The sequence below is a fragment of the Pseudolysinimonas sp. genome (genome assembly GCF_051954455.1).
In the GTDB taxonomy this organism is placed as follows: domain Bacteria; phylum Actinomycetota; class Actinomycetes; order Actinomycetales; family Microbacteriaceae; genus Pseudolysinimonas.
On sequence record NZ_JBQCHS010000023.1, the window covers coordinates 21621 to 44673 of the forward strand.

At 73.3% G+C, this 23053-nt stretch carries 17 protein-coding genes; 8 read left to right on the top strand and 9 right to left on the bottom strand.

From position 1 onward, the window contains the following. Positions 1–38: 38 nt before the first annotated feature. Positions 39–746: a hypothetical protein gene (locus ACTHM3_RS10730; protein WP_440406089.1), complete on the top strand. Its 708-nt coding sequence runs from the start codon at positions 39–41 to the stop codon at positions 744–746. On the opposite strand, the gene ACTHM3_RS10735 is transcribed toward ACTHM3_RS10730, so the two are convergent. The 6 genes from ACTHM3_RS10735 to hrpA form a co-directional block, all read right to left on the bottom strand. Then, entirely contained in the window at positions 665–3232 is a 2568-nt protein-coding gene (locus ACTHM3_RS10735; RefSeq protein ID WP_440406090.1) for a WecB/TagA/CpsF family glycosyltransferase, read from the bottom strand. The genes ACTHM3_RS10730 and ACTHM3_RS10735 overlap by 82 nt on opposite strands. After that, positions 3229–4242: a TolB family protein gene (locus ACTHM3_RS10740; RefSeq protein ID WP_440406091.1), complete on the bottom strand. Its 1014-nt coding sequence runs from the start codon at positions 4240–4242 to the stop codon at positions 3229–3231. The genes ACTHM3_RS10735 and ACTHM3_RS10740 overlap by 4 nt, the downstream gene beginning before the upstream one ends. Further along, on the bottom strand, positions 4239–5525 hold the full coding sequence (locus ACTHM3_RS10745; protein WP_440406092.1) for an MFS transporter: 1287 nt from the start codon (positions 5523–5525) through the stop codon (positions 4239–4241). Before ACTHM3_RS10745 ends, ACTHM3_RS10740 begins: the two co-directional genes overlap by 4 nt. Before the next feature lies 1 nt (position 5526). Continuing rightward, on the bottom strand, positions 5527–6072 hold the full coding sequence (locus ACTHM3_RS10750) for a hypothetical protein (RefSeq protein ID WP_440406093.1): 546 nt from the start codon (positions 6070–6072) through the stop codon (positions 5527–5529). Further along, positions 6069–6680 (bottom strand): acyltransferase, encoded by a 612-nt coding sequence (locus ACTHM3_RS10755; RefSeq protein WP_440406094.1) that lies wholly within the window; start codon positions 6678–6680, stop codon positions 6069–6071. The genes ACTHM3_RS10750 and ACTHM3_RS10755 overlap by 4 nt, the downstream gene beginning before the upstream one ends. A gap of 121 nt (positions 6681–6801) precedes the next feature. Further along, positions 6802–10566, bottom strand: a complete 3765-nt coding sequence (hrpA, locus tag ACTHM3_RS10760; protein ID WP_440406095.1) for an ATP-dependent RNA helicase HrpA — start codon at positions 10564–10566, stop codon at positions 6802–6804. Between the two features lie 32 nt (positions 10567–10598). Here hrpA and ACTHM3_RS10765 point away from each other — a divergent pair, with 32 nt between their 5' ends. From ACTHM3_RS10765 to ACTHM3_RS10775, 3 genes are read left to right on the top strand one after another with little or no spacing between them, the layout of a single operon-like run. Beyond that, the gene (locus ACTHM3_RS10765; RefSeq protein ID WP_440406096.1) at positions 10599–11426 is read left to right on the top strand and encodes an aldo/keto reductase; all 828 of its coding nucleotides are present in this window, start codon (positions 10599–10601) and stop codon (positions 11424–11426) included. Positions 11427–11434: 8 nt separating this feature from the next. Further along, positions 11435–13234 (top strand): thioredoxin domain-containing protein, encoded by a 1800-nt coding sequence (locus ACTHM3_RS10770; protein ID WP_440406097.1) that lies wholly within the window; start codon positions 11435–11437, stop codon positions 13232–13234. Positions 13235–13244: 10 nt separating this feature from the next. Then, on the top strand, positions 13245–13808 hold the full coding sequence (locus ACTHM3_RS10775) for a DUF3060 domain-containing protein (protein ID WP_440406098.1): 564 nt from the start codon (positions 13245–13247) through the stop codon (positions 13806–13808). 22 nt (positions 13809–13830) lie between these two features. On the opposite strand, the gene ACTHM3_RS10780 is transcribed toward ACTHM3_RS10775, so the two are convergent. From ACTHM3_RS10780 to ACTHM3_RS10790, 3 genes are all read right to left on the bottom strand, one after another. Further along, positions 13831–14412 carry a CoA-binding protein gene (locus ACTHM3_RS10780; RefSeq protein WP_440406099.1) on the bottom strand — a complete coding sequence of 194 codons (582 nt, stop codon included), beginning with the start codon at positions 14410–14412 and terminating at the stop codon, positions 13831–13833. A gap of 4 nt (positions 14413–14416) precedes the next feature. After that, positions 14417–15739, bottom strand: a complete 1323-nt coding sequence (locus ACTHM3_RS10785) for an O-acetylhomoserine aminocarboxypropyltransferase/cysteine synthase family protein (protein WP_440406100.1) — start codon at positions 15737–15739, stop codon at positions 14417–14419. A gap of 236 nt (positions 15740–15975) precedes the next feature. Continuing rightward, positions 15976–17547 (bottom strand): dolichyl-phosphate-mannose--protein mannosyltransferase, encoded by a 1572-nt coding sequence (locus tag ACTHM3_RS10790; RefSeq protein WP_440316184.1) that lies wholly within the window; start codon positions 17545–17547, stop codon positions 15976–15978. A 26-nt stretch (positions 17548–17573) separates the two neighbouring features. On the opposite strand from ACTHM3_RS10790, the gene rsmI reads away from it, so the two are divergent. From rsmI to ACTHM3_RS10810, 4 genes are all read left to right on the top strand, one after another. After that, a complete protein-coding gene (rsmI, locus tag ACTHM3_RS10795; RefSeq protein WP_440406101.1) occupies positions 17574–18389 on the top strand; it encodes a 16S rRNA (cytidine(1402)-2'-O)-methyltransferase in 816 nt (271 codons plus the stop codon). A gap of 130 nt (positions 18390–18519) precedes the next feature. Further along, on the top strand, positions 18520–20502 hold the full coding sequence (locus ACTHM3_RS10800) for a S53 family peptidase (RefSeq protein WP_440406102.1): 1983 nt from the start codon (positions 18520–18522) through the stop codon (positions 20500–20502). 151 nt (positions 20503–20653) lie between these two features. Further along, entirely contained in the window at positions 20654–21571 is a 918-nt protein-coding gene (locus ACTHM3_RS10805) for an alcohol dehydrogenase catalytic domain-containing protein (RefSeq protein ID WP_440406123.1), read from the top strand. Between the two features lie 25 nt (positions 21572–21596). Next, a complete protein-coding gene (locus tag ACTHM3_RS10810; protein WP_440406103.1) occupies positions 21597–23045 on the top strand; it encodes a phytoene desaturase family protein in 1449 nt (482 codons plus the stop codon). The last annotated feature ends 8 nt before the right edge of the window (positions 23046–23053 follow it).

Below are 23053 nucleotides of genomic sequence, written 5' to 3' on the forward strand. Positions count from 1 at the left end.
TCCAAGGAGTCCTTCCGCTCGACGACGGGGAGGACCGGATGCGCGCCAGACCCCTGATCCGTCTCATTCGACCGTTCTGGCCCGTCCTCCTCGTCGCGATCCTGGTCCTCGCCGGGGGCCTCTTCATGGTGCGCGCGGACACGGGACTGTGGGCCGGCCGGGTCGTGCTCACGGCCGTCGCGCCCTCCGGCGGCGGCACCGGACGAGGACTGACGGCCGGCGGTCCCACCCTCGTGGATTTCGCGGCACTCGTGGAGCGCCAGTACGTCGGTGCGTCCCAGCCCGATCGGTTCGCCTCCGATACGGCCACCCTCGTCGGGAGCGGCGTCACCGAGGGATCCCGAGTCTTCCTGGCCAACGCCGGCGGCCAGTGGGCGGACAACTTCAACAGCCCCGCCATCATCGTCGAGTCCGTCAGCCACGATCGGCGGCGTGCGCTCCGACTCCTGGGGGACGCGATCTCGGGGCTCGACGATCGGGCCGCGTCGCTGCAGGAGAAGGCGGGCGTCGATCCCGACAACCAGATCACCTTCCTTGCCTCCCCGGCTCGCCCCGAGGTCGACCTCGAACACGGCAGCAAGGCGCGGGCGGTCGCCGCTTCCGCGGCGCTCGCGGTGCTCGCGGCGATCGCGACGGGATGGATCATCCGCCGTCTCCGCCGCCGTCAGCGGCTCGAGTCGTCGCGCTCCCAGGTCGCGGCGGGGTCGGGGCGCCCCGACCGTGCTCGAAGCGTCACCACGACGTAGACCACCGCGTCCCAGGCGGAACGGGGGCCTCGGATGCTCGCGAGCAGATCCCGCCCCGTCGAGGCGCCCGTGTCGACGCCCTGCTGATCGGCTCCGCGTCGAGCCCGGCGAAGGACGGCGAGGAGCGCCGCAGGGGTCCGGGGGGTGCGCACGACCACCGGCTCTCCGCCGATGATCCGCTTCTCGTCGGGCGCGAAGAGGCGATCGACGTGCAGGTCGTCGCCCACGGCATCCGGAAAGCTCCCCAGGCGCTCATGACCGACCCGGCTCAGGGCGTAGATCCCGGCTCCCCACAGCGCTCGATTGAGCGACGGTACGCGGGATCTCGCCCGGTAGTAGGCCCGGACGATCGCCGAGGCCCCGGTGGTGTCGTAGCGGAACGGCGGGCGTCCCGCGGGCTGTCCGTCGTCGAGCGCGCCGATGAGCGGCAGCAGGGTGTCCGGTCGCGTCTCGATGTCGGCATCGAGGTAGATCCGCGGCCAGGCGGTCGCGACCGCGTCGGCCGCGTTGAGAGCGGCCGCCTTGGATGACTCCGGGATCTCGAGGACGCGGACGCCGGTGTGGCGTCGTGCCCGCTCGGCGGTGTCGTCCCGGCAGCCGTTGCAGCTCACGATCACCTCCAGCAGGCCGTCGGCCGCCCACGGCGCGAACGGCGCGAGAGTGCGATCGATGACGGTCGCCTCGTCGTGAGCTGGGATGACGATGCTCGCGATCGGCGATCCGGTGCGCTCCGGTCGATCGCGGGTGGCAGCGGGCAGCGACGGCCACCGGCGCCGTCGCAGCATCGCGCGACGGGCCGCGGCGCGATAGCCGAGAGGCAGTCGCAGCAGTTCGTGGACGATCGACGCGCCGCGGAACGCGGCGGCGTAGGCCGGCGCGTGGTGCTTCTCGACGTACCGGACCTTGTTGACGGCGAGAAGGGCCGTGAGATCGGGGGAGGAGCCGGAGCCGCCCTGCTCATGACGCACGACCGCGCGGGGCTCGAACCACACGGAACCGCCCCGCTCGCGGACGCGGCGGAAGAAATCCGTCTCCTCCGAGTACAGGAAGAACCGCTCGTCCCACTCCCCGACGAGTCGCGCGACCCCGGTGCGGACGAGCAGCGCCGCACCGGTCGCCCACTCGACCTGGTGCGGGTAGCGGTAGCTCCACCGGTCGCCGTCGATCTCCGTCCAGGCGCCCGCGCGCCCCGGGAGGCGGCCGCCGAGTACGGCGTCCCCGATCGCTCGCGTGATGCTCGGCTCGCGTCGCAGCGATACCGACACCCTCCCCTCGGGATCGGTCATGAGCGGGACGACGACGGCGGCGGCCGATTGCCGCATGCGCTCCAGCATGATCCGGATCGCGCCTGGGACGACCGTCAGGTCGGGGTTCAGGACGAGCACGGCCTCGGCCTCGCCCACGTGGCGCATGGCGACGTTGATGCCACCCGCGTACCCCACGTTGCCGCCCGCGGGCACGGCGATGACATCCTCGTGGGCTCGCACTCGATCGAGCGTTCCGTCGGTCGACGAGTTGTCCACGACGACGACGCGGAGCCGGAGGTCGACGGCCTCCCGCCGGAGGGTCGCCACCAGCGGATCGACGTCGTCGGCGTTGCGATAGGTGACGACGACGACCGCCACATCGGCGGCCTCCTCGGCTGGGCGGAAGCGCGGCGGCGTCGACCCGGGATGTGCCGCCGTGAGCTCCAGCAGCGGAACGAGGCTGCTGTGGCGCCGGAGCGCCCGCAGCGCCGGCAGCCCGTTCACGAGATACCGGCGAGCGAGTCGGCGCGGCTCCAGCATCAACCGCCACGCCCACTCCATCCCCGCCCGCGAGACGATCGCGGGGGCGCGCGTGACCGTGCCCGCGAGGAAGTCCACGACCGCGCCGAACGCCAGGAGCACGCGGGCGCCCGAGGCGGGGCCCCACGCGTCGATCCAGATCTCCTGGCGCGGCTTGCCCAGGGCGATGAGGAGCAGGTCGACGCGCGCATCGGCGATCTCGGCCGCGAGCCGGCGGGCGGCGATCGGGTCGGAGAGGTCCTCGCGGTCCGGCGCCCAGGTGCCGGCGACGATGAGCGCCGGATGCCGCTCCACGACGCGCCGCCGCAGTTCGGCGTGCGCCTCGACGCTTCCGCCCACCACACCGAAGCGGACGCCGTCCGCCTCGGCACGGGCGAGGAGCGGCTCGATGAGATCGCTGCCGGCGAGGCGCGGCCACGGCCGGCCCGTGAGGCGTCCGGCCCGGGCGGCGACGGGGGCTCCGTCGATGAGGGCGAGCCAGTCGACCGAGCGCCCGTCGAGCGCCGCCGCGAACTCGTCGTCGTGGGCGAGGTGATGGAGATGGTCGAGGTTGACGGACACCACCCCGAGCGGGCGACCGTCCGGCTCGCGGAGGCGGCGGGCGATCAGCTCCACCGCCCCCGGCGCGTCGATCAGATCCACCTCGGCGCCCCCGAGCACCACCCGTCGGGGAGGATCGCCCTTCGTGTCCCCGCTCATCGGACCACCGACGGCGACCATGCGTGCGGGATGTACACGGAGGCGGTCCCGGTGCCGTCGGCCGGCACCTTCCAGATGTCGTCGTCGCCCACGGCGCCCGTACGCGGCATCCCGTAGAGCAGGGTGCCGTCGTCGAGCCAGTCCACCTGATCGTCGACGCTGCGGTGCTCCGCGACCGGCGTCACGGTGCCGGATGCGAGGTCGTAGACGACGATCTGCCACACGGGGTCGGTGAAGCTGCCGGAGTTCTGCTTGAAGGCCACGCGGGTGCCGTCCGGCGACAGCGAGGGGCATTCGGCGGTCTGGTGGATCGACGTCATGGTCCGCGTGCGGAGGTCGCCGCGGACGAGCCAGGTGCTGCCCGATGTGGCGGCGGTGGCGTAGAAGGTGTTGTCGTCGGCCGCGAACGTCACGCCCCAGATGTTCCGGTCGGCGCTCGTGCTGCGCCTGCCGTCGATGATGAGCCGGAAGTCCTCCAGGTTGCCGTAGCTCTTCCCCGCGGCCGTCGCGATGACCGTCTGCGTCGAGAACCCCACGGTGGAGTACGCCTCGCCGGTCACGAACGCGGTCGAGGCGACGAGCTTCGAGTCCGCCGAGATGCGCGTCCGGCTGGGGACGCCCGGCAGCGACCAGGTCTGCTGCTGCACGAAGCGGGGGCTGTACTGGATCGCGCGCCAGGTGGTCGTGATCCCGGCGTCGGTGCGGAGGCACATGATGCGCGACGCCGTGGAGTAGACGCGGTCGCAGGCCTCGGAGGACAGGGACCGCGGGCCTGTCGGATCGGCGAGCGGCACGCTCGCGACCAGGCCGTACCCGGACCCCGACGCGGTGTTGCGGAACACGACGCGCGGGCCGGAGAACCCCGCCTCGGCGTGATCGGTCTGCACGGCACTCGGCGCGTCCGCGGCCTGCCGCGCCCGGAGGAACGCGCCGACGCCGAAGACGACCGCGACGACGAGGGCGACGACGCAGATCGCGGCCAGCAGGAGCCAGCGGGCACGGGCGCTCATGCCGGCAGCCGGTGCCGCCGGAGGCGGAGGAGGATGGCGGCGACGACCGGGATCCCGATCCCGAGCGCGATCGAGACGATCACCATCGCCTCCACACGGCCTACAGCGAACCACAGGACACCGAAGCCGGCCGCCGACACGAAGCGGGCGATCGCCACCACCGTCTGCGCGGCGGCGATCCCGGTTCCCCGGGAGGACGCGGGCACGAACTGCGTCGCGAGGGCCGGCAGCACCCCGTCGGTCGCGGCGTAGTAGGCGCCCAGGCAGGCGATGGTCACGACGGTCGCCGCCGCTCCGGTGAACGGGAGCGCGGCGGAGACGTAGGCCGCCAGCAGGAGGACATGGCCGATGATGAACACCCGCACCCGGCCGAAGCGATCCGCGACCCGTCCGAGGGGGATCGCGAGCGCGAGGAAGGCGACGTTGGTCCCCACGTACAACAACGGGAACCACTGCGCGGCGAAGTCGTCGCGGGTCTGCAGGACGAGATAGAGGAAGCCGTCGCCGATCGTCAGCAGACCGAGGATCCCGGACGCTGCGAGGAGGATCCGGATCCCGGGCTGGGCCAGTTCCCGCCAGCGCAACGCGGGTCGGGCGGGCGGGCGATCCGACACGGTGTCCGCCGGGGTCACGGCCTCGGCCGCCTCCGCGCGCGGCCGGCGGTTCGGCACGATGATGCCGAGCACCGCCACCCCGATGATCGCGAACGCGAGCGACACGACGAAGACCGTGCTGAATCCGTTCGGGATGAGCAGCAGGATCACGAACGCCAGCAGGGGCCCGACGGCGGCGCCCAGATTGTCGAGGGTGCGGTGCACGCCGAAGGCGGTGGCCAGCTGCGCCTTCGGCGAGGCGGCGGTGATGAGCGCGTCGCGGGGCGCTGTCCGGATGCCCTTGCCGAGGCGGTCGGCGGTGAGCACGGCGGTGATCGCCGCGAAGCCGCCCGCGAAGAGGAGCCCGACCCTCGCCACCATGGAGAGCCCGTAGCCGGTGAAGGCCACCCACTTCGGCATGTCGTTCCGGTCGGAGAGCCAGCCGCCGCCGAGTCGGACGAAAGCGGACACGCCCTGGTACAGCCCGTCGAGGATCCCGTACGCGATCGTGGAGAGACCGAGGACCGACGTGATGTACAGGGGGAGGATCGCGCTGACCGACTCCGACGAGATGTCGGTCAGCATGCTCACGATGCCGAGCGAGATGACGACCGAGGACACCTTGTTCCGGGTGCGGACGCGGCGGTCCCGGTCGCCGCGCTCCGGACGATTCGTGAGCGAGATGTACACGTCAGCGCCTCGCGACCGTGAACAGGCCGAAGATCGACAGCTCCGTCCCGGCGGCGGTGGCGCTCGTCGTGATGGTGATCCGGTCGGCGGAGCGCGAGTACTCGGTGACGGTCGTGCCGGGCTGCGCGGTTCCGGGTGCGGACGTCATGCGGAGGGCGGCGTACCGCTCCGCATAGGCGGCCTGCACCTGCGCGGGGGTCGCCGCCACCTCGGCGGTCGCCGCGACCTGGACCCGTGCGCCGTCGACCGCGACCGAGCTGGACCGGACCGTCGATCCTTCGAGCGGCGCCGCGACATCGGGGAACCCGGTCACGAGGCGTCCGGAGGCGCTTCCCGGTTCCGGCGCGGAGGTCAGCAGCGGAGTGGCGGGATTCAACGCGGGTCGGGTCGGCGTGGCCGTCGGCGGCCCCGCCTCGCGGCCGCCCGTGACGGACGGGGACGGGACGGACGGGCCGTTGCCGGCCCAGACGAAGGCGATCACGGCGGCCGCGGCGACGACGACGAGGATCGCCGCGACGACGATCGCGATCCGGGGGCTGAGCTTCACGCCTGCGCCTCGATCCGCAGACCGTCGCTGTCCTCGACGTAGAGCTCGCCGCTGGAGGGGCAGCGCCAGCGCCCGTTCCCCTCGTCCACCAGCCGCACGCCCACGCGGCCGACCCAGCCGATCCGGCGGGCCGGCGATCCCGCGACCAGCGCGAACGCCGGCACGTCGCGGACGACGGTGGACCCGGCCGCGACGAGCGCCCACGGTCCGATCTCGACGGGGGCCACACAGACGCTGCGGGCGCCGATGGCAGCGCCGGCCCGCACGGTCACGCCGACCGCGTGCCAGTCGTCCGCCGACTTGAGGCTCATGTCCGGGTTGACGGCACGCGGATTCAGGTCGTTGGTGAAGACCACCGCGGGGCCGACGAACACCCCGTCCTCCAGGACGGCGGGCTCGTAGACGAGCGCGAGGTTCTGGACCTTGCAGTTGCGCCCCATGCGCACGCCCGGTCCGACGTAGACGCCGCTGCCGATCACGGTACCGCCGCCGATCTCCGCGCCGCTGCGCACGTGCGCGCGGTGCCAGATCTGCGCACCGGCGCCGACGATCGCGCCGTCCTCGACCTGGGCGGAATCGGCGATGCGCGGGGCGCGCTCCTCGGTCACGGCGTGCTCTCCCTGGGGGTTCGGGGGCGCCCGACGCCGTGGGGTGCGGGCGCGGGGTCGTCGGTCCTCCGTAGGTTACGTGGTCGAGCCGGGCTCGAAAAGCCGCCCGATGAGGGGGCGCTCAGCCGGCGAGCGCCTTGCGCACCCGTTGGACGCTGACCGGACCGCGGGCGCCGAGAGGCTGCGCGAAGAGCGACAGCCGGAGCTCCTCGAGCATCCACCGCACCGCGACCAGGCGCTCGGGGATGTCGAACCGCAGGGGGAGCGGTCCTCCCGCGTCGCGGTAGAGCGCGACGGCCTGCTCGACCTCGGTCTGCCAGGCGCGGTCGCGGCCCAGGTTCTCGGGCATCCGTTCGACGCGGTGGACGATGCCGGCGAGGTAGACGGGCACGCGCGGCAGCTGCGCCGCGCCGGTGATCCGGAGGAATCCGGGGTGGATGAGCGCGTCGAGCTGCGCGCGCGCGTCGGCGAGCGGGCCCATCAGCGCGAGCGACGACGACGCGGAGATCGTCTTGTCGGCCTCCCGCGCGGCGGCGAGGGCGCGCGCGGCGAGCGACACGACGGCGAAGGAGCGGTCGATGAGCGCGGCCGACACCTCCTGGCGGAGCGCGGCGAAGCCGGCCGCGTCGAAGGGTGCGCGCTCGCCCGCGAGGTCGTCGACCACGGCGAGGACGGCATCCTCGATGAGCGCCGCCACCGAGCGGTACGGGCTCGTCGCGAGCTGCAGCTTCTCGGTCGTCGTGAGGTGGTCCTGGATATAGGCGGCGGGGCTCGGCAGCGTCAGGGCGATGAGCCGGCGCACCCCGCGGCGGTGGGCGACGAGCTGCTCGCCCGCGTTCGCGAGCACCCGGAGCGCGACGTGGTCGCCCTCGTCCACGAGCGCGGGATAGCCGCGGACCGCGCCGTTCTGCAGCTCCGTCGGGAGGTCGCCCAGGTCCCAGGCGTCGACGCGGTCGCGCTCGATCGCGGATCGCGGCGGGGCGACGGCGCGGGCGACGGAGCTGCGGGTGCGTTCCGCCAGTCGCGCCTGCAGCTCGCCGAGGTCCTTCGAGGTGCCGACGCGTCGGCCGCGCTCGTCGACGGCGGCGAACCCCATGCGCAGGTGCGCGGGCAGGCGCTCGACGTCGAAGTCCTCCGGGCGGATCACCACGTGGGCGAGGCGGCGGGCGGCGTCCGCGATCGCCCGGGTGAGCGGAACGGACGGATCGTCGGGCAGCTCCGGCAGCATCCGTCGCGCCCAGTCCCCGGCCGGCACGAGCTCGCGGCGGAGCGCCTTCGGGAGCGTGCGCAGCAGCGCCGACACGAGCTCCTCGCGCAGCGCGGGGACGAGGCGGTCGTACCCGGCGGGCGAGGCGGCCGGGAGCTGCGCGAGCGGGATCTCCACCGTGATGCCGTCGTCGACCGCGCCCGGCTCGAAGCGGTAGTCGAGGCGGAATCCGCCCAGCTCGTCGGGGAAGGCCTCGGCGTCGTCGGGTTCGTCCTCCAGCAGGTCGGCGCGCGTCATCGCGAGGAGAGCGGGCGTCTCGCGGCGGGCGTCCTTCCACCAGCGCTCGAAGCGGCGCACGTCGGTGACGTCGGCCGGGATCCGGGCGTCGTAGAAGCCGACGAGCGCCTCGTCGCCGGAGAGGATGTCGCGGCGACGGGCCCGCTCCTCGAGCTCGCCGAGCTCGCGTCGCAACGCCCGGTTCTCGCGGTCGAACCCGTAGAGCCCGTTGCGGGTGACGTCGTACGGCCACTCGCCGCCGACCAGCGCGTGTCGGATCAGCAGCTCGCGCGCCTGCTCGGGGTCGATTCGGGCGAGCTGGATCCGGCGCCGCGGCACGATCGGCACGCCGAAGAGCGTCACCCGCTCGTCGGCGACCGCGGAGCCCTGCCGCTTCTCCCAGCGCGGCTCGGAGTACGAGCGCTTGACGAGCTCGCCGGCGAGCGGCTCGGCCCAGGCCGGGTCGATCGCGGCGACCGTGCGCGCGAACAGCCGACTCGTCTCGACGAGCTCGGCGGCCATGACGGCGGCGGGCGGCTTCTTCGCGAGGGACGACCCGGGGAAGATGGCGAAGCGCTGCTGCCGGGAGCCGAGGTACTCGGTCGCGGTGCGGCGGTCCTTCGCCTTCGCGCGCTCGTCGCGGAGACCGATACGGGAGAGGAGGCCGGAGAGCAGGGCCCTGTGGATCGCGTCGGGATCCACCCGCGGCGGACCGGCCGTGAGCCCGCCCTGCGACAGGATCTGGCGATACAGGTCCTGCCACTCCCGCACCCGCAGGTAGTTGAGGAACTCGTTCTTGCACATCCGCCGGAACGCGCTGCCCGACAGCGCCCGGCGCTGCTCCTCGAGGTGGTCCCAGAGCCTCAGCAGCCCGAGGAAGTCGGAGGTCGGGTCGGCGAACCGGGCGTGCGCCTGGTCGGCCTGCGCCCGCTTCTCGAGCGGCCGCTCCCGCACGTCCTGGATCGACAGCCCGGCGACGATCGCCGCGACCTCGCGCGCCACGCCCGCCTTCTTCGCCTCGACGAGCATCCGCCCGAAGCGCACGTCGACGGGCAGCCGCGCGAGCTCGCGCCCGACCCCGGTGATGCGGGGTCCCGCGGGTCGAGTGGTCGGCGCAGCCGACGATCCGCTCACGGCGCCGAGCTCGAGCAGGAGGTCGAGGCCGTCCTGGATGCCGCGCGGGTCGGGCGGGGTGAGGAACGGGAAGCTCGCGATGTCGCCGAGGCCGAGCGAGATCATCTGCAGGATCACCGCGGCGAGGTTGGTGCGGAGGATCTCGGCATCCGTGAACTCGGGTCGGCGCTCGAAGTCCTCCTCCGCGTACAGCCGGATCGCGATGCCGGGCGCCGTGCGGCCCGCGCGCCCGGCGCGCTGGTCGGCGCTCGCCCGGCTGATCGCCTCGATCGGCAGCCGCTGCACCTTCGCGCGCGGGCTGTAGCGCGAGATGCGCGCGGTGCCGGCGTCGACGACGTAGCGGATGCCGGGCACGGTGAGCGAGGTCTCGGCGACGTTGGTCGCGAGGACCACCCGCGGCCGCGTCGAGCGCGAGAAGACCCGGTGCTGGTCGGCCGCGCTCAACCGCCCGTAGAGGGGGAGCACCTCCAGCTCGGGGAAGCGGCCCGACACGGCGTCCGCGGCATCCCGGATCTCCTGTTCGCCGGAGAGGAAGACGAGCACGTCGCCCGGGGTCTCGCGCTGCAGCTCCGCGAGGGCGTCGAGGATGCCCTGCTGCACGTCGCGGTCGTCGGAGGCCTCGCCCTCCTCGTCCTCGGTCGCCTCGGCGACGAGCGGACGGTAGCGGATCTCGACCGGGTAGGTGCGCCCGCTCACCTCGACGATGGGGGCCGGAACCCCGCTCGCGTCGGCGAAGTGCGCCGCGAAGCTCTCCGGGTCGATCGTCGCGCTCGTGACGATCACCTTGAGGTCGGGTCGCCGGGGCAGCATCTCGCGCAGGTAGCCGAGCAGGAAGTCGATCGTGAGCGACCGCTCGTGCGCCTCGTCGAGGATGATCGTGTCGTAGCGGCGCAGCTCCCGGTCCCGGTTGATCTCGGCGAGCAGCACGCCGTCGGTCATGAGCTTGACGCGGGTGTCGCGCGCGGAGCGGTCGTCGAAGCGGACCTGGTAGCCGACCACGCCGCCGAGCTCGACCCCGAGCTCCTCGGCGATGCGCTCCGCGATCGAGCGGGCCGCGATGCGGCGCGGCTGGGTGTGCGCGATCCGCTCCCGGCCGAGCTCGAGACAGATCTTCGGCAGCTGGGTCGTCTTGCCCGACCCGGTCGCGCCGGCCACGACGACGACCTGGTGCTGCGCGATGGCGCGCGCGAGCTCGTCCCGGGCGGCGCTGACCGGCAGCTCGGGAGGGTAGGTGATGCGAAGCGGCTGCGCATCGGTCGGCGAGGGCATGAGCCCTTCAGGATACGTGCCAGGCTGGATCCATGACGGTTCCGAGCCTCCAGTTCAACGACGGCCACGCGATCCCGCAGCTCGGGTTCGGGGTCTACCGGGTCGACCCCGCCGAGACCGAGCGCATCGTCACCGACGCGCTCGAGGTCGGCTATCGGCACATCGACACGGCGGCGCTCTACGGCAACGAGGAGGGCGTCGGCCGCGCCATCGCGAACTCCGGCATCCCGCGAGACGAGCTCTTCATCACCACCAAGCTGTGGAACACCGACCAGGGCGCCGACGCGACCCGCGCCGCGTTCGCGTCGAGCCTCGAGAAGCTCGGCCTCGACCGCGTCGACCTGTACCTCATCCATTGGCCCGCCCCGGCGCGCGACCTGTTCGTCGAGACCTGGCGCACCTTCGAGGAGTTCCGCGACGCCGGCACGGCGACCTCCATCGGCGTCTCCAACTTCCGCCCGCAGGACCTCGACCGGCTCGCGGCCGAGACCGACACGGTCCCCGCGATCAACCAGATCGAGCTGCACCCGTTCTTCATCCAGCAGGGGCTCCGCGACTACGACGCGGCGCACGGGATCCTCACCGAGTCGTGGGGACCCCTCGGCCACGCCGTCGCCGACGTCCTCGGCTCCGGGCCGCTCGCCGAGATCGCGGAGGCGCACGGCGTCGGGCCGGCCCAGGTCGTCATCCGCTGGCACCTGCAGCACGGCCTCGTCGTGATCCCGAAGTCGAACAACCGCGACCGCATGGCGCAGAACTTCGACGTCTTCGGCTTCGAGCTGACGGACGACGAGATGGCCCGGATCGACGGGCTCGACACCGGCACGCGTTCGGGCGCGGACCCCGACACGCTCAACTGACCCGGGCGATGGCCTCCCGGCGGGGCGCCTCGCGTCTGGCGGACTCCACCAGCCCCTACCTGCTCGCGCATGCGCGCAACCCGGTCGACGGGTGGCCGTGGGGCGCCGAGGCGTTCGCCGAGGCGCGGCGGCGCGACGTGCCGGTCTTCATCTCGATCGGGTACGCGACCTGCCACTGGTGTCACGTGATGGCGCGCGAGAGCTTCATGGATCCGGCGATCGCCGCCGTGCTCGACGAGCGCTTCGTCGCCATCAAGGTGGACCGCGAGGAGCATCCCGACGTCGACGCGGCGATGCTCGCGCAGGCCGGCGCGTTCACGCGGAATCTCGGCTGGCCGCTCAGCGTCTTCACGACGCCGGACGGGGCCGCGTTCTACGCGGGCACCTACTTCCCGCCGCGCGCGGTGCAGCGGGTGCCGGCGTTCCGCGAGGTGCTCGACGCGATCACCGAGGCATGGACCGAGCGGCGGGCGGAGGTCGGCGCGATCGGCGCCGCGCTCGTCGAGGCCCTCGGCTCCCGGGCGCCGACGACCCGGGGCGCGGCGGTCGATCTCGACGCGGCGGCCGAGGCGATCGTGGCGCTCGAGGATCCGGAGCACGGCGGCCTCGGTCGCGGCGCCAAGTTCCCGAACGCGCCCGTGCTCGCGTTCCTCGCTGAGCACGGGCCGCGCGCGTTCGCGGAGCGCTCGCTCGACGTCATGGCCCGATCGCCGCTGCGTGACGCCGTCGACGGCGGGTTCTTCCGCTACGCGACCCGGCCCGACTGGTCCGAGCCGCACTACGAGCGGATGCTCTCCGACAACGCGCAGCTGCTCGCACTAGCGGCCCGGCTCGACCGGCGGGACATCGCGGAGGGCGTCGCGGGCTTCCTGCTCGACACCCTGCGGCTGCCGGGCGGCGCCTTCGCGTCGGCGCAGGACTCCGAGAGCGAGCTCCGCGGGCAGCGCAGCGAGGGCGGCTGGTACGGCCTCGACGCCGCCGAGCGGAATCGGTATCCCGCTCCCGCCCTCGACCGCAAGGTGCTCGCCGGGCTCAACGGTCTCGCGATCGGCGCGCTCGCGACCGCCGGACAGCGCTTCGCCCGGCCCGACTGGATCGCCGCGGCGGTCGTCGCCGCCGGCGCGCTGCCGGTGCGGGAGGACGGCCGCCTCGTGCGCTCCTCGCTCGACGGGCGCGCCTCCGACGCGGTCGCGACTCTCGAGGACTACGGGGGCGTCGCGGGCGGACTGCTCCGCCTCGCACTCGCCACCGGCGACGTGCGGCACGCGGTGCGCGCGCGGGAGCTGATCCGGGCGGCGGCCGACGGCCCGCCCGACGGCGCCGACCCGGTGCTCGCGGCGCAGGGCCTCGCTCTCGCCCCCGACCTCGCGGACGGCGCCCTGCCGTCCGGCCCCGCCCTCCTCGCCGAGGCGGCGCTCCTCCTCGCGACGCTGACCGGCGACGATGCGGCGCGCGCGCTCGCGGAGCGCACCGTCGCGCCGGCGCTCGCCGAGTCGGTCGGCCGCGCGAGCGCCTACGGCGCGGCCCTCGAGATCGCGGCGCGGCTCGGACGACCGGACCGGCAGCTCATCGTCGTGGGCGACCCCGCGTCCCCGCTCGCCGCGGTCGCCCGCACCGCCGCCGCGGACGCGCTCGCGATCGTGACGCCGGAGCAGGCCGAGGCGTTCGCCGACGCCGGCTTCGAGCTCTTCGCCGGCCGGACCTCCCGTGGGGGAGCGGCGACCGCGTACTGGTGCGAGCACTTCGTCTGCCGGCTGCCGACGACCTCCCCCGAGGGGCTCTCGACCCTCGTCGCCCTCGCCCCCTAGGCTCGGCGGGATGATGCGCCGCCTCGCCCTCGTGCCCGCCGCGGTCCTCGCCGCGGCCGGAGTCGGACTGGCCCTCGCGGCCTGCACGCCCCTCGGCTCGGTCGTGGGCGGATCGGGGACGCCGACCGCGTCGACCTCGGCGGCCCGCCCGACGGAGACGTCCGAGCCGGCGCAGCCCTCCGGCACCCCGGTCACGCCGGCGCGCCCGACCGTCGGCGCCGCGGGATGCACGCTCACCACCCCCGGGGCCTACCAGATCGGCGACTGCGCGCTGCTGCTCGTGCAGGGCGACGGGATCACGGTCGTCTCCGGCACGGCGGGGAGCGTCCGCATCCAGGGCAACAAGGATCAGGTGGTCGCCGACGCGGCGCCCGGGGTCCGGATCGAGGGGCAGGACAACACGCTCGTCGTCGGCGCCGACGTGGGCGGCCTGACGATCGCCGGCGACCGCAACAGCGTCACCGCCCAGGGGCGGATCGGCAGCGGGAGCGTGACGGGCAACGACAACACCGTGAAGGGGCGCGGCGGCGTCGGCGCGATCACCGACGGGGGCGCCCGCAACAGCATCGGCTGAGTGCGGCTCCGAGGCGGAGCTCCTAGCGCTGGGCGCCCTTCTTCGACGAGATGACGCCGGTGTCGAACCCGAGCAGGTGCAGCCCGCCGTGGAACCGGGCGTGCTCGACCTTGATGCAGCGGTCCATGACGATGGTCAGACCTTTCGACTCGCCGTACTCGGCGGCCTCCTGGTTCCAGATTCCGAGCTGCACCCACACGGTCCTCGCGCCGATCGCGAGCGCGTCGTCGACGACCTGCGGGATGTCGCTCGCCTTGCGGAACACGTCGACGATGTCGGGCACCACCGGGAGGTCGGCGAGGCTCCTGTAGACCGGCTGCCCGAGGATCTCGTCGGCGTTGGGGTTGACGAAGTACAGGTCGTAGTCGCCCGACTGCTGCAGGTAGGTCGAGACGAAGTAGCTCGACCGCGCGGGGTTCGGCGAGGCGCCGACGATCGCGACGCTCTTCGCCTCGCGGAGGATGCGCCGGCGCTGGATCGCGTCCGGCCCGTGCCAGGTGCGCTGCGACTTCAGCAGCTGGGCGAGCGGCGAGCTCGCCGGGATCGAGCAGGTGAGACCGTTCTGCAGGTCCACGGTCTCCAGGTCGGGCGCGGTCGTGCTCATGGGCTCAATCCTCCTGCAGCGCCGCGGTGAGCGCTCGGTCGAGGTCGTCGATGATGTCGTCCACATCCTCGATGCCGACGCTGATGCGCACGAGGCCCGGGAGCACACCCGCGTCGACCAGTTGCTGCTCGCTGAGCTGCGCGTGGGTGGTGGAGGCGGGATGGATGACGAGCGTCTTCGCATCGCCGATGTTGGCGAGGTGGCTGGCCAGCTGCACGCTCTCGATGAAGCGCTGCCCCGCCGCCCGGCCGCCCGTCACGCCGAAGCTGAACACGGAACCCGGCCCGAGCGGCAGGTACTTCGCCGCGCGGTCGTGGTGCGGGTGGCCCGGGAGCCCCGCCCAGTTGACGAACTCGATGCGGTCGTCGGCATCCAGCCACTCGGCCACGGCGCGCGCGTTGTCGACGTGCGCCTGCATGCGGAACGGCAGCGTCTCGACGCCCTGCGCGAGCAGCCACGCGGAGTGCGGCGCGAGCGCGGGGCCGATGTCGCGCAGCTGCTCGGCGCGGAGCCGGGTGAGGAACCCGTACTCGCCGAAGTTGCCCTCCCAGCTGAGGCCCCCGTAGCTCGGGGTCGGCGCCTCGAAGAGCGGGAAGCGGTGGCTGCCCCACGGGAACCGGCCCGACTCGACGACGACGCCGCCGAGCGTCGTGCCGTGGCCGCCGAGGAATTTGGTGGCCGAGTGGACGACGATGTCGGCGCCCCACTCGATCGGCCGGTTGAGGTACGGGGTCGCCACGGTCGCGTCGATGACGAGCGGCACGCCCGCCGCGTGCGCGACCTCCGCGAGGCCCTCGATGTCGGCGATCTCGCCGGAGGGGTTCGCGACCGTCTCGGCGAAGACGAGCTTCGTGTTCTCGCGGATCGCGGCGGCGTAGTCGGCCGGGTCGGTTCCCGCCACGAACGTGGTGTCGACGCCGAAGCGGCGGAGCGTCACGTCGAGCTGCGTCACCGTGCCGCCGTAGAGCTGGGATGCCGCGACGATGTGGTCACCGGCCCCGGCGAGCGCGGCGAAGGTGATGAACTCCGCCCCGAGACCGGAGGCGGTGGCGACGGCGCCGAGCCCGCCCTCGAGCGACGCGACGCGCTCCTCGAAGCTCGCCACGGTCGGGTTCGCGAGGCGGGAGTAGATGTTGCCGTACTTCTGCAGCGCGAAGCGGGCGGCGGCATCCGCGGTGTCGTCGAAGACGAACGCGCTCGACTGGTAGATCGGCAGCGCGCGCGCGCCGGAGACGGCATCCGGGATGTTGCCGGCGTGGATCGCGCGGGTGCGGAAGCCGTACCGCCGATCGGACTGCGGACGGTCGGAGCGGGCGGAATCGGCCATCCCTCGAGGCTATCCGCGCCCGCCCCCGCGGATGGAGCCCGTCGAAATCGGCGGTAACACGCCTTCACCCGTCCCGGATCCGTCGGGGCGGCTGTGACAAATGACGGAGATCACCGCGTGCGGTCATGGGCGAAGACCGGATCCACGCGAATTCGGTCCGCCCGAGTCCTTCGGCTCCGTCATTCGTCACAGGCGGGAGGGGGAGCGAGCGGGGACGGGGTCGGGCGGAGGGGTGCCTAGATCCAGCTCGGGAACCAGAAGTGCAGCTGCAGATACCAGCGGGGGATCGTCATCCCCGTCCACATCGGGAAGAAGAAGATGCTGAGCAGCACGCACAGCCCGAGGAAGACGCCGACCAGCCGCAGACCCTGCACCCGCCGCCACTCGGGCGAGCCGCGCGTGCCGATCAGCAGCCGGATCACCGCGACGAGGCAGAGCAGCAGGTAGGGCTCGAAGGCGATCGAGTAGAACTGGAACACCGTCCGCTGCAGGTACAGCATCCACGGCAGGTAGCCCGCGGCGAGGCCGGTCAGCACCAGCACCTCGCGCCAGACGCTCCGTCGGCGCACGAGCCGTACGATCACGATGACCAGCAGGGCGATGGCGGCGGCGGTCGCGGCCCACCAGATGAGCGGGTTCGCCAGCTCGAGGATCTCGCCGGCGGTGCCGTCCCCGTAGTCCTTGAACCACATCGAGGTCGGCCGCACGAGGAAGAGCCAGGTGAGCGGGTTCGCCTGGTACGCGTGCGGCGTGCGCTCGTTGATGTCGTAGTCCCAGATCTCCGTCTGGTAGTGCCACCAGTTCTGGAGCGTGACGGGCACGCCGGCGAGAAGACCGGTCCAGCGCTGGCCGCCGGCCTGGATCCACTGCCGGTCGTAGCCGCCGGAGGTCGCGAACCATCCCGTCCAGGTCGCGAGGTAGGTCGCCGCGCCGAGCGGCACCATGAGCAGGAACGTCGCCCACGACTGCTGCAGGAACGCGCTGCTGCCCCAGAAGCCGATGCCGGCGCGCCGACGCAGCGTCAGCTCCGAGACGACGACGTAGACCCCGAAGACGGCGAGGAAGTACGCCCCGCTCCACTTGGTGCCCGACATGAGACCGAAGGAGACCGCGGCGAGCAGCAGGAACGGCCGCCACCAGAGGATCGGGCCCCAGTCGGTCGTGCGCCCCGCGCGTTCGCGGCGGGCGACCCACGCGTCGAGCCGCGGCAGGGTCCAGCGCCGGTCGAGGAGCACGAGGATCACTCCGGCGAGCCCCCAGAACGCGACGATCCCGTCGAGGAGCGCGACGCGGCTCATGACGATCGCGTTGCCGTCGATCGCCATCAGGCCGCCCGCGATGACGGTGAGCAGCGTCGAGCGGAAGAGCAGGTGCGCGAGGACCATGACGAGCGCGACGAGCGCGATCCCGACGAGAGCGACCGTGATCCGCCAGCCCCAGCTGCTCGCGCCGCCGAACAGCATCATCCCGGCGCCGATCATCCACTTGCCGAGCGGCGGGTGCGCGACGAACTCCGGGCTCGAGGTGAAGCCGCTCAGGTCGCCGTTCTGGAACGCGGGGTTCGGGTCGGCGCCCCACGTGCCCTCGTAGCCGAGGTGCCAGATCGTCCACGCGTCCTTGACGTAGTAGGTCTCGTCGAAGACGAGTTCGTGCGGGTGGCTCAGCCCCCAGAGGCGGGCGACCGCGGCGACGATCAGCACGACGAGCGGTCCGCCCCACACCCAGAGCCGCCGGACGGCGGGGCGGGCGGACACGTCCTGCCACCAGTCGTCCAGCCGCGACCCGGTCGGCTCGACGAGGACGGTCACGGGCACGACTCTAGAAGAATGAGGATGTGATCATCCTCGGCGCGACGCCCATCGGCAACCTCGGGGACGCCTCCCGCCGGCTCGTCGACGCGCTGTCCGCGGCGACGGTCGTGGCCGCCGAGGACACCCGCACCGCGATCCAGCTCATGCGCGCCCTCGGCGTGGAGAACCGCCCGCGCCTCGTCGCCCTGCACGAGCACAACGAGACGGAGCGCGCAGCGGAGCTCGCGGAGCAGGCGCGCGAGGAGGACGTGCTCGTGCTCACGGACGCGGGCATGCCGACCGTGAGCGACCCGGGATACCGGCTCGTGGAGGCGGCGGTCGCGGCCGGCGTCCGCGTCACGGTGCTGCCCGGCCCGAGCGCCGTTCTCGCGGCGCTTGCCGTCTCGGGCCTGCCGACCGACCGCTTCGCCTTCGAGGGATTCCTGCCGCGGACGGGTCGCCGTGCCCACCTCGCGGCCCTCGCCGCAGAGCGCCGCACGCTCGTCTTCTTCGAGTCGCCGCACCGGATCGCGGCGGCGCTCGCCGACCTGGCCGCGACGTTCGGCGCCGACCGGCGCGCCGTGGTCTGCCGGGAGCTCACCAAGCTCCACGAGGAGGTGCGGCGGGGGACCGCCGCGGAGCTCGCCGCGTGGGCTGCCGACGGGGTGAAAGGCGAGATCGTGCTCGTCGTCGCCGGAGCGCCCGAACGCGCCGCGGACCCGGAGGCCGCGCTCGCCGAGGTCCTGGCGCTCGTCGCCGCGGGCGCGCGGCTCAAGGACGCGAGCGCCGAGGTCGCGGCGGCGACCGGGCTCGGTCGCCGCGAGCTCTACGAGGCCGCGCTGGCCTCCCGCGGGCGCTGACGCGCGTCGTCCCGGCCCGGGACCGAGGTAGACAGATCGGTTGACCCCCTTGCTGGGGGCAACACGCGTCGCTTACGTTCTGCTTCACGGTGCTTCCGCACCGGAATCACCTTCATCGGGGAAGCGAGGGATGCACGTGCGTGCATGGACGAGGAAGGCGGTCGCGCTGGTCGCGGCCGTTGCGGCGACGACCGGTCTCGGCGTCGTCGGGGCGGGGACGGCATCGGCCGCCGACCGCCAGACGTTCGCCGGATCGGTGCCCGGGTGGGCGACCGCGGCCAACGACCAGGGGGCGGCCGCCGCGGACGACACGGAGGAGGCGGAGATCTACCTGCCGCTGCGCGATCCGAAGGGGGCCGAGCAGCTGGCGACCCTCGTCGGCACGCCCGGCGTGGCGAACTTCCGCCACGGGGTCAGCCCGCAGCAGTGGATCGCGCGGTTCTCGCCGACCCAGGCGGACTTCGACGCGGTCCTGAAGTTCCTCACCGACAACCACCTCACCATCACGGCCTACCCGCAGTCGCGGCTCTTCGTGACCTTCCGCGGCACGGCGGACCAGCTCGGGTCCGTGTTCGGAACGAGCATCCACTCCTACTCCTTCGCCGGGCAGCGCCTGCTCGCCCCCTCGTCGGCGCCGTCGGTGCCGGCGACCCTCGCGGGCAAGATCAGCGCGATCGGCCTGGACCAGGCGAAACTGCTGACCCGGCCGGACAGCGTGCCGGCAGATCCGGACGCCGTCCCCGGCGGGTCCGCCGTCAAGCGGTTCGCCGCGCCGGCGCCGGTCGTCGACGCCCCGTGCTCGAACTACGCCGGCGAGCACACGGCGACGGTGCCGACCGCGTACGGCACGACGGTGTTCCCGACCAACCTCTGCGGCTACAAGCCGTCGCAGGTGCGGAGCGCCTACGGGGTGCAGTCTCTGGTGTCGAAGGGCATCAACGGCTCGGGCCAGACGGTCGCGATCATCGACGCCTACGCCTCGCCGACCATCGAGCAGGACGTGAACACCTGGGCCGCGGCCGCGGGGGAGCCGGGTCTCGCCCCGGGGCAGTACTCGCAGATCGTCCCGACGCCCGCGCAGTTCCTCGACAAGGACCTCTGCCAGCAGCCGAGCGGATGGCAGACCGAGCAGACCCTCGACGTGCAGGCCGTGCACGGTGTCGCGCCGGCCGCGAAGATCCTCTACGTCGGCGGGTACAACTGCGGCGGGGGCCTCGACGTCGCGATGTCGAAGATCCTCGACGGCAAGCTCGCGAACATCGTGAGCAACAGCTACGGCAACGGCACCGAGGCCCTGCCGGCCGACGTCCTGGCGGGTCAGAACAACCTGTACCTGCAGGCGGCGGCCGAGGGCATCGGGCTCTACTTCTCGAGCGGTGACGACGGCGACGACGCGGCCCTCAACAACGGCGTCGCGCAGCCCTCGTGGCCCTCGTCGAGCGCCTGGGTGACGGCGGTCGGCGGCACGTCGATGTTCATCGACCAGGCCGGCCGGATCACGCAGGAGACCGGGTGGGGTTCGGCCCGCGACCAGATCGTGAAGGCGTCCGACGGCTCGCTCCAGTACACCGACCCGCTGCCGGGTCCGTTCTGGGCCGGCGCCGGCGGCGGGGTCAGCACCGTCACGCCGCAGCCGGCGTATCAGCGCGGGATCGTCCCCTCGTCGCTCGCGAAGGGAAAGCGCGTGGTGCCCGACGTGGCGGCGCTCGCCGACCCGTACACCGGGTACCAGATCGGCTACCGCCCGATCGTCGACGACGACACCCTGGCCACGGGCGACTACACCAACGCGACCTACGGCGGCACCTCGCTCGCCTCGCCGCTCCTCGCGGCGCAGGTCGCCCTGGTGCAGCAGCAGACGCGCTCGGTGATCGGGTTCGCGAACCCGACGCTGTACGCGATCGACCGCATCCTGCCGTGGTCCTACCGCGACATCGTCCCGCCGTCGAGCCCCGTGGCGGTCGCCGCCACGAGCCCGAGCACGGGCAAGTCGTTCCTGGTGACGTTCGACCAGGACACCTCGCTCCAGACGGCCCGCCGCTACGACGACGTGACCGGTATCGGCGAGGTCTCCTTCACCCTGCTGAATCTGCTCGCGCAGGGTCGGCACTGACCTGACGCGGGTCGAGTAGCCGCGGAGCGGCGTATCGAGACCTCTCCTCAGAGAGACGGTCTCGATACGCGCGTCGCGCTACTCGACCCGCTCTGGGTTTTTCCCGGCTGTCCTGTATGCCGCCGCGCGGAGGGCGTAGACCGGATACGTGATGAACGCGGTCCGCATCCCCCGGTTCGGTGACAGCAGCGTCCTGGAGCTCGTCCAGGTCCCGGAGCGCGATCCGGGTCCCGGCGAGGTCATGGTCGCCGTACGGTTCGCGGGGATCAATCCCGGCGAGATCCCCATCCGCGAGGGACGGTTCGGCGGCGAGCCGCCGTTCGGCCAGGGCAGCGATTTCGCGGGAGACGTGGTCGGCGTCGGCGCGGGTGTCACGGCGTGGCACGTGGGTGACGAGGTCATCGGGATGTCGGATGAGCGCAGCGCGCAGGCCGACTACGTCACGATCGCGGCCGATCGCCTGGTCGCCAAGCCCGATGCGCTGCACTGGGACGTGGCGGGCTCCCTCTACGTGGTCGGCACCACCGCCGTCGCCGCGGTCGACGCGGTGGCGCCGAGGACCGGCGAGACGGTCGTGGTGGCGGGCGCCGCCGGCGGCGTCGGCGTGCTCGCGGCGCAGCTCGCGGCCCGTGCCGGCGCGCGCGTGATCGGCACCGCCTCCGAGGCGAACCACGCGGCTCTCCGAGATCTCGGCATCGAGCCGGTCGCCTATGGCGACGGCGTCGCCGATCGCATCCGTGAGCTCGCCCCGGGCGGTGTGGATGCCTTCATCGACACCTACGGCTCCGGCAATGTCGACCTCGCGTTCGACCTGGGCGTCGACGCCGCGCGGATCGAGACGATCATCGACTTCGCCGCCGGTTCGCGCGGCGTGAAGACCATCGGGATGTCGGCGGTCGCCGACCCCGCGGCCGCGGTCGCGCTCGTGGCCGACCTGCTCACGCGCGGCGGGGTGACGCTCCCGATCAAGGCGCGCTACCCGATCGACGCGGTCGCGACGGCGTACGACGCCCTTGCCGAGCGCCAGGGGCTCGGCAAGATCGTGCTGCAGGTCGGATCGGGCGCCTGACCGTCGCCGCTGTAGCGTCGGTCCCGTGATCGACGCGACCGTCGTCGGCTCCGGGCCGAACGGCCTCGCCGCCGCCCTGACCCTGGCGCGGGCGGGACTGCGGGTGCGGGTGCTGGAGCGCAACGCGACCATCGGCGGCGGCGCGCGTTCCGCGGAGCTCACCCTGCCGGGATTCGTGCACGACGTCTGCTCGGCCGTGCACCCCGCGGGGCTGGCGTCGCCGTTCTTCCGGGCGTGGGGCCTGACCGCGCGCGTTCCGTTCGTCGTCCCCGAGGCGTCGTACGCGCATCCCCTCGACGGCGGCCGCGGCGCGATCGCCTGGCGCGACCTGGCCCGCACGATCGACGGGCTGGGTCGCGACGGCGCCGCCTGGCGTGGCCTGCTCGAGCCGCTCGTGCGCCGGGTCGACGCGGTCACCGGGTTCACGCTCGGCCCGCTGCTCCGCGTCCCGCGCGACCCGTTCGCGGCGGTCGCGTTCGGGCTCCGCGCCCTCGACCAGGGCGGATCCGGATGGAACGGCCGCTTCCGCGCGGACGCCGCGCCCGCGCTCCTCACCGGCGTCACCGCCCATGCCAACGTGCCCCTGCCGTCGATCGCCGCGGCGGGTGCCGGCCTCATGCTCGCCGCGCAGGCCCACGGCCGCGGCTGGGGTCTGCCCATCGGCGGCACGCAGCGGATCGCGGACGCGATGGCGGACGACGTCCGCGCGCACGGCGGCGAGATCCTCACGGGCGTCGAGGTGACCGGCCCCGCCGACCTCGAGCCCTCGACCGTCACCCTGCTCGACACCTCGGCGGCGTTCCTCGACCGGTTCGGCGGCGACCGGCTCCCGACCGGGTACCGCCGGGCGCTCCGCGCGCTCCGGTCCGGAGCCGGGGTCGCGAAGGTCGACTTCGCGCTCTCCGCGCCGGTGCCGTGGGCCGATCCCGCGATCGCGCAGGCGCCGACCGTGCACCTCGGCGGGACACGGGCCGAGATCGCCTTCTCCGAGAACGAGGTGAGCCGCGGCCGGGTCGCGGACGCGCCCTACGTCCTCGCGGTGCAGCCGACGCTCGCCGACCCGAGCCGCGCGCCCGAGGGTCGGCACGTGCTCTGGGCCTACCTGCACGTGCCGAACGGGTCGCCGCTCGATCCGACGGAGCACATCGTCCGCCAGATCGAGCGCTTCGCCCCGGGATTCCGCGACACGATCCTCGCGGCCGTCCCGCGCACCGCGCCCGACCTCGAGCGCGACAACCCCAACGAGCGGGGCGGCGACATCAGCGGGGGAGCGGCGACCCTGCCGCAGCTCATCCGGCGGCCGATCCTCTCGCCGGAGCCATGGCGCACCCCGATCGCCGACCTCTACCTCTGCTCGTCGGCCACCGCGCCGGGGCCCGCGGTGCACGGGATGAACGGCTGGTTCGCCGCGCGGCTCGCGCTCCGCGACCGGTTCGGCATCGCGATGGAGCTGCGCGATCTCGCGCAGAGCTGAACCGCCGT

What these genes read in the sequence shown, in the direction of transcription:
- ACTHM3_RS10740 (WP_440406091.1), bottom strand. Translation starts at nt 4,242, where the DNA reads ATGAGCGCCCGTGCCCGCTGGCTCCTGCTGGCCGCGATCTGCGTCGTC.
- ACTHM3_RS10800 (WP_440406102.1), top strand. Translation starts at nt 18,520, where the DNA reads ATGCACGTGCGTGCATGGACGAGGAAGGCGGTCGCGCTGGTCGCGGCC.
- ACTHM3_RS10730 (WP_440406089.1), top strand. Translation starts at nt 39, where the DNA reads ATGCGCGCCAGACCCCTGATCCGTCTCATTCGACCGTTCTGGCCCGTC.
- ACTHM3_RS10735 (WP_440406090.1), bottom strand. Translation starts at nt 3,232, where the DNA reads ATGAGCGGGGACACGAAGGGCGATCCTCCCCGACGGGTGGTGCTCGGG.
- ACTHM3_RS10780 (WP_440406099.1), bottom strand. Translation starts at nt 14,412, where the DNA reads ATGAGCACGACCGCGCCCGACCTGGAGACCGTGGACCTGCAGAACGGT.
- ACTHM3_RS10785 (WP_440406100.1), bottom strand. Translation starts at nt 15,739, where the DNA reads ATGGCCGATTCCGCCCGCTCCGACCGTCCGCAGTCCGATCGGCGGTAC.
- ACTHM3_RS10770 (WP_440406097.1), top strand. Translation starts at nt 11,435, where the DNA reads ATGGCCTCCCGGCGGGGCGCCTCGCGTCTGGCGGACTCCACCAGCCCC.
- ACTHM3_RS10765 (WP_440406096.1), top strand. Translation starts at nt 10,599, where the DNA reads ATGACGGTTCCGAGCCTCCAGTTCAACGACGGCCACGCGATCCCGCAG.
- ACTHM3_RS10775 (WP_440406098.1), top strand. Translation starts at nt 13,245, where the DNA reads ATGATGCGCCGCCTCGCCCTCGTGCCCGCCGCGGTCCTCGCCGCGGCC.
- hrpA (WP_440406095.1), bottom strand. Translation starts at nt 10,566, where the DNA reads ATGCCCTCGCCGACCGATGCGCAGCCGCTTCGCATCACCTACCCTCCC.
- ACTHM3_RS10805 (WP_440406123.1), top strand. Translation starts at nt 20,654, where the DNA reads ATGAACGCGGTCCGCATCCCCCGGTTCGGTGACAGCAGCGTCCTGGAG.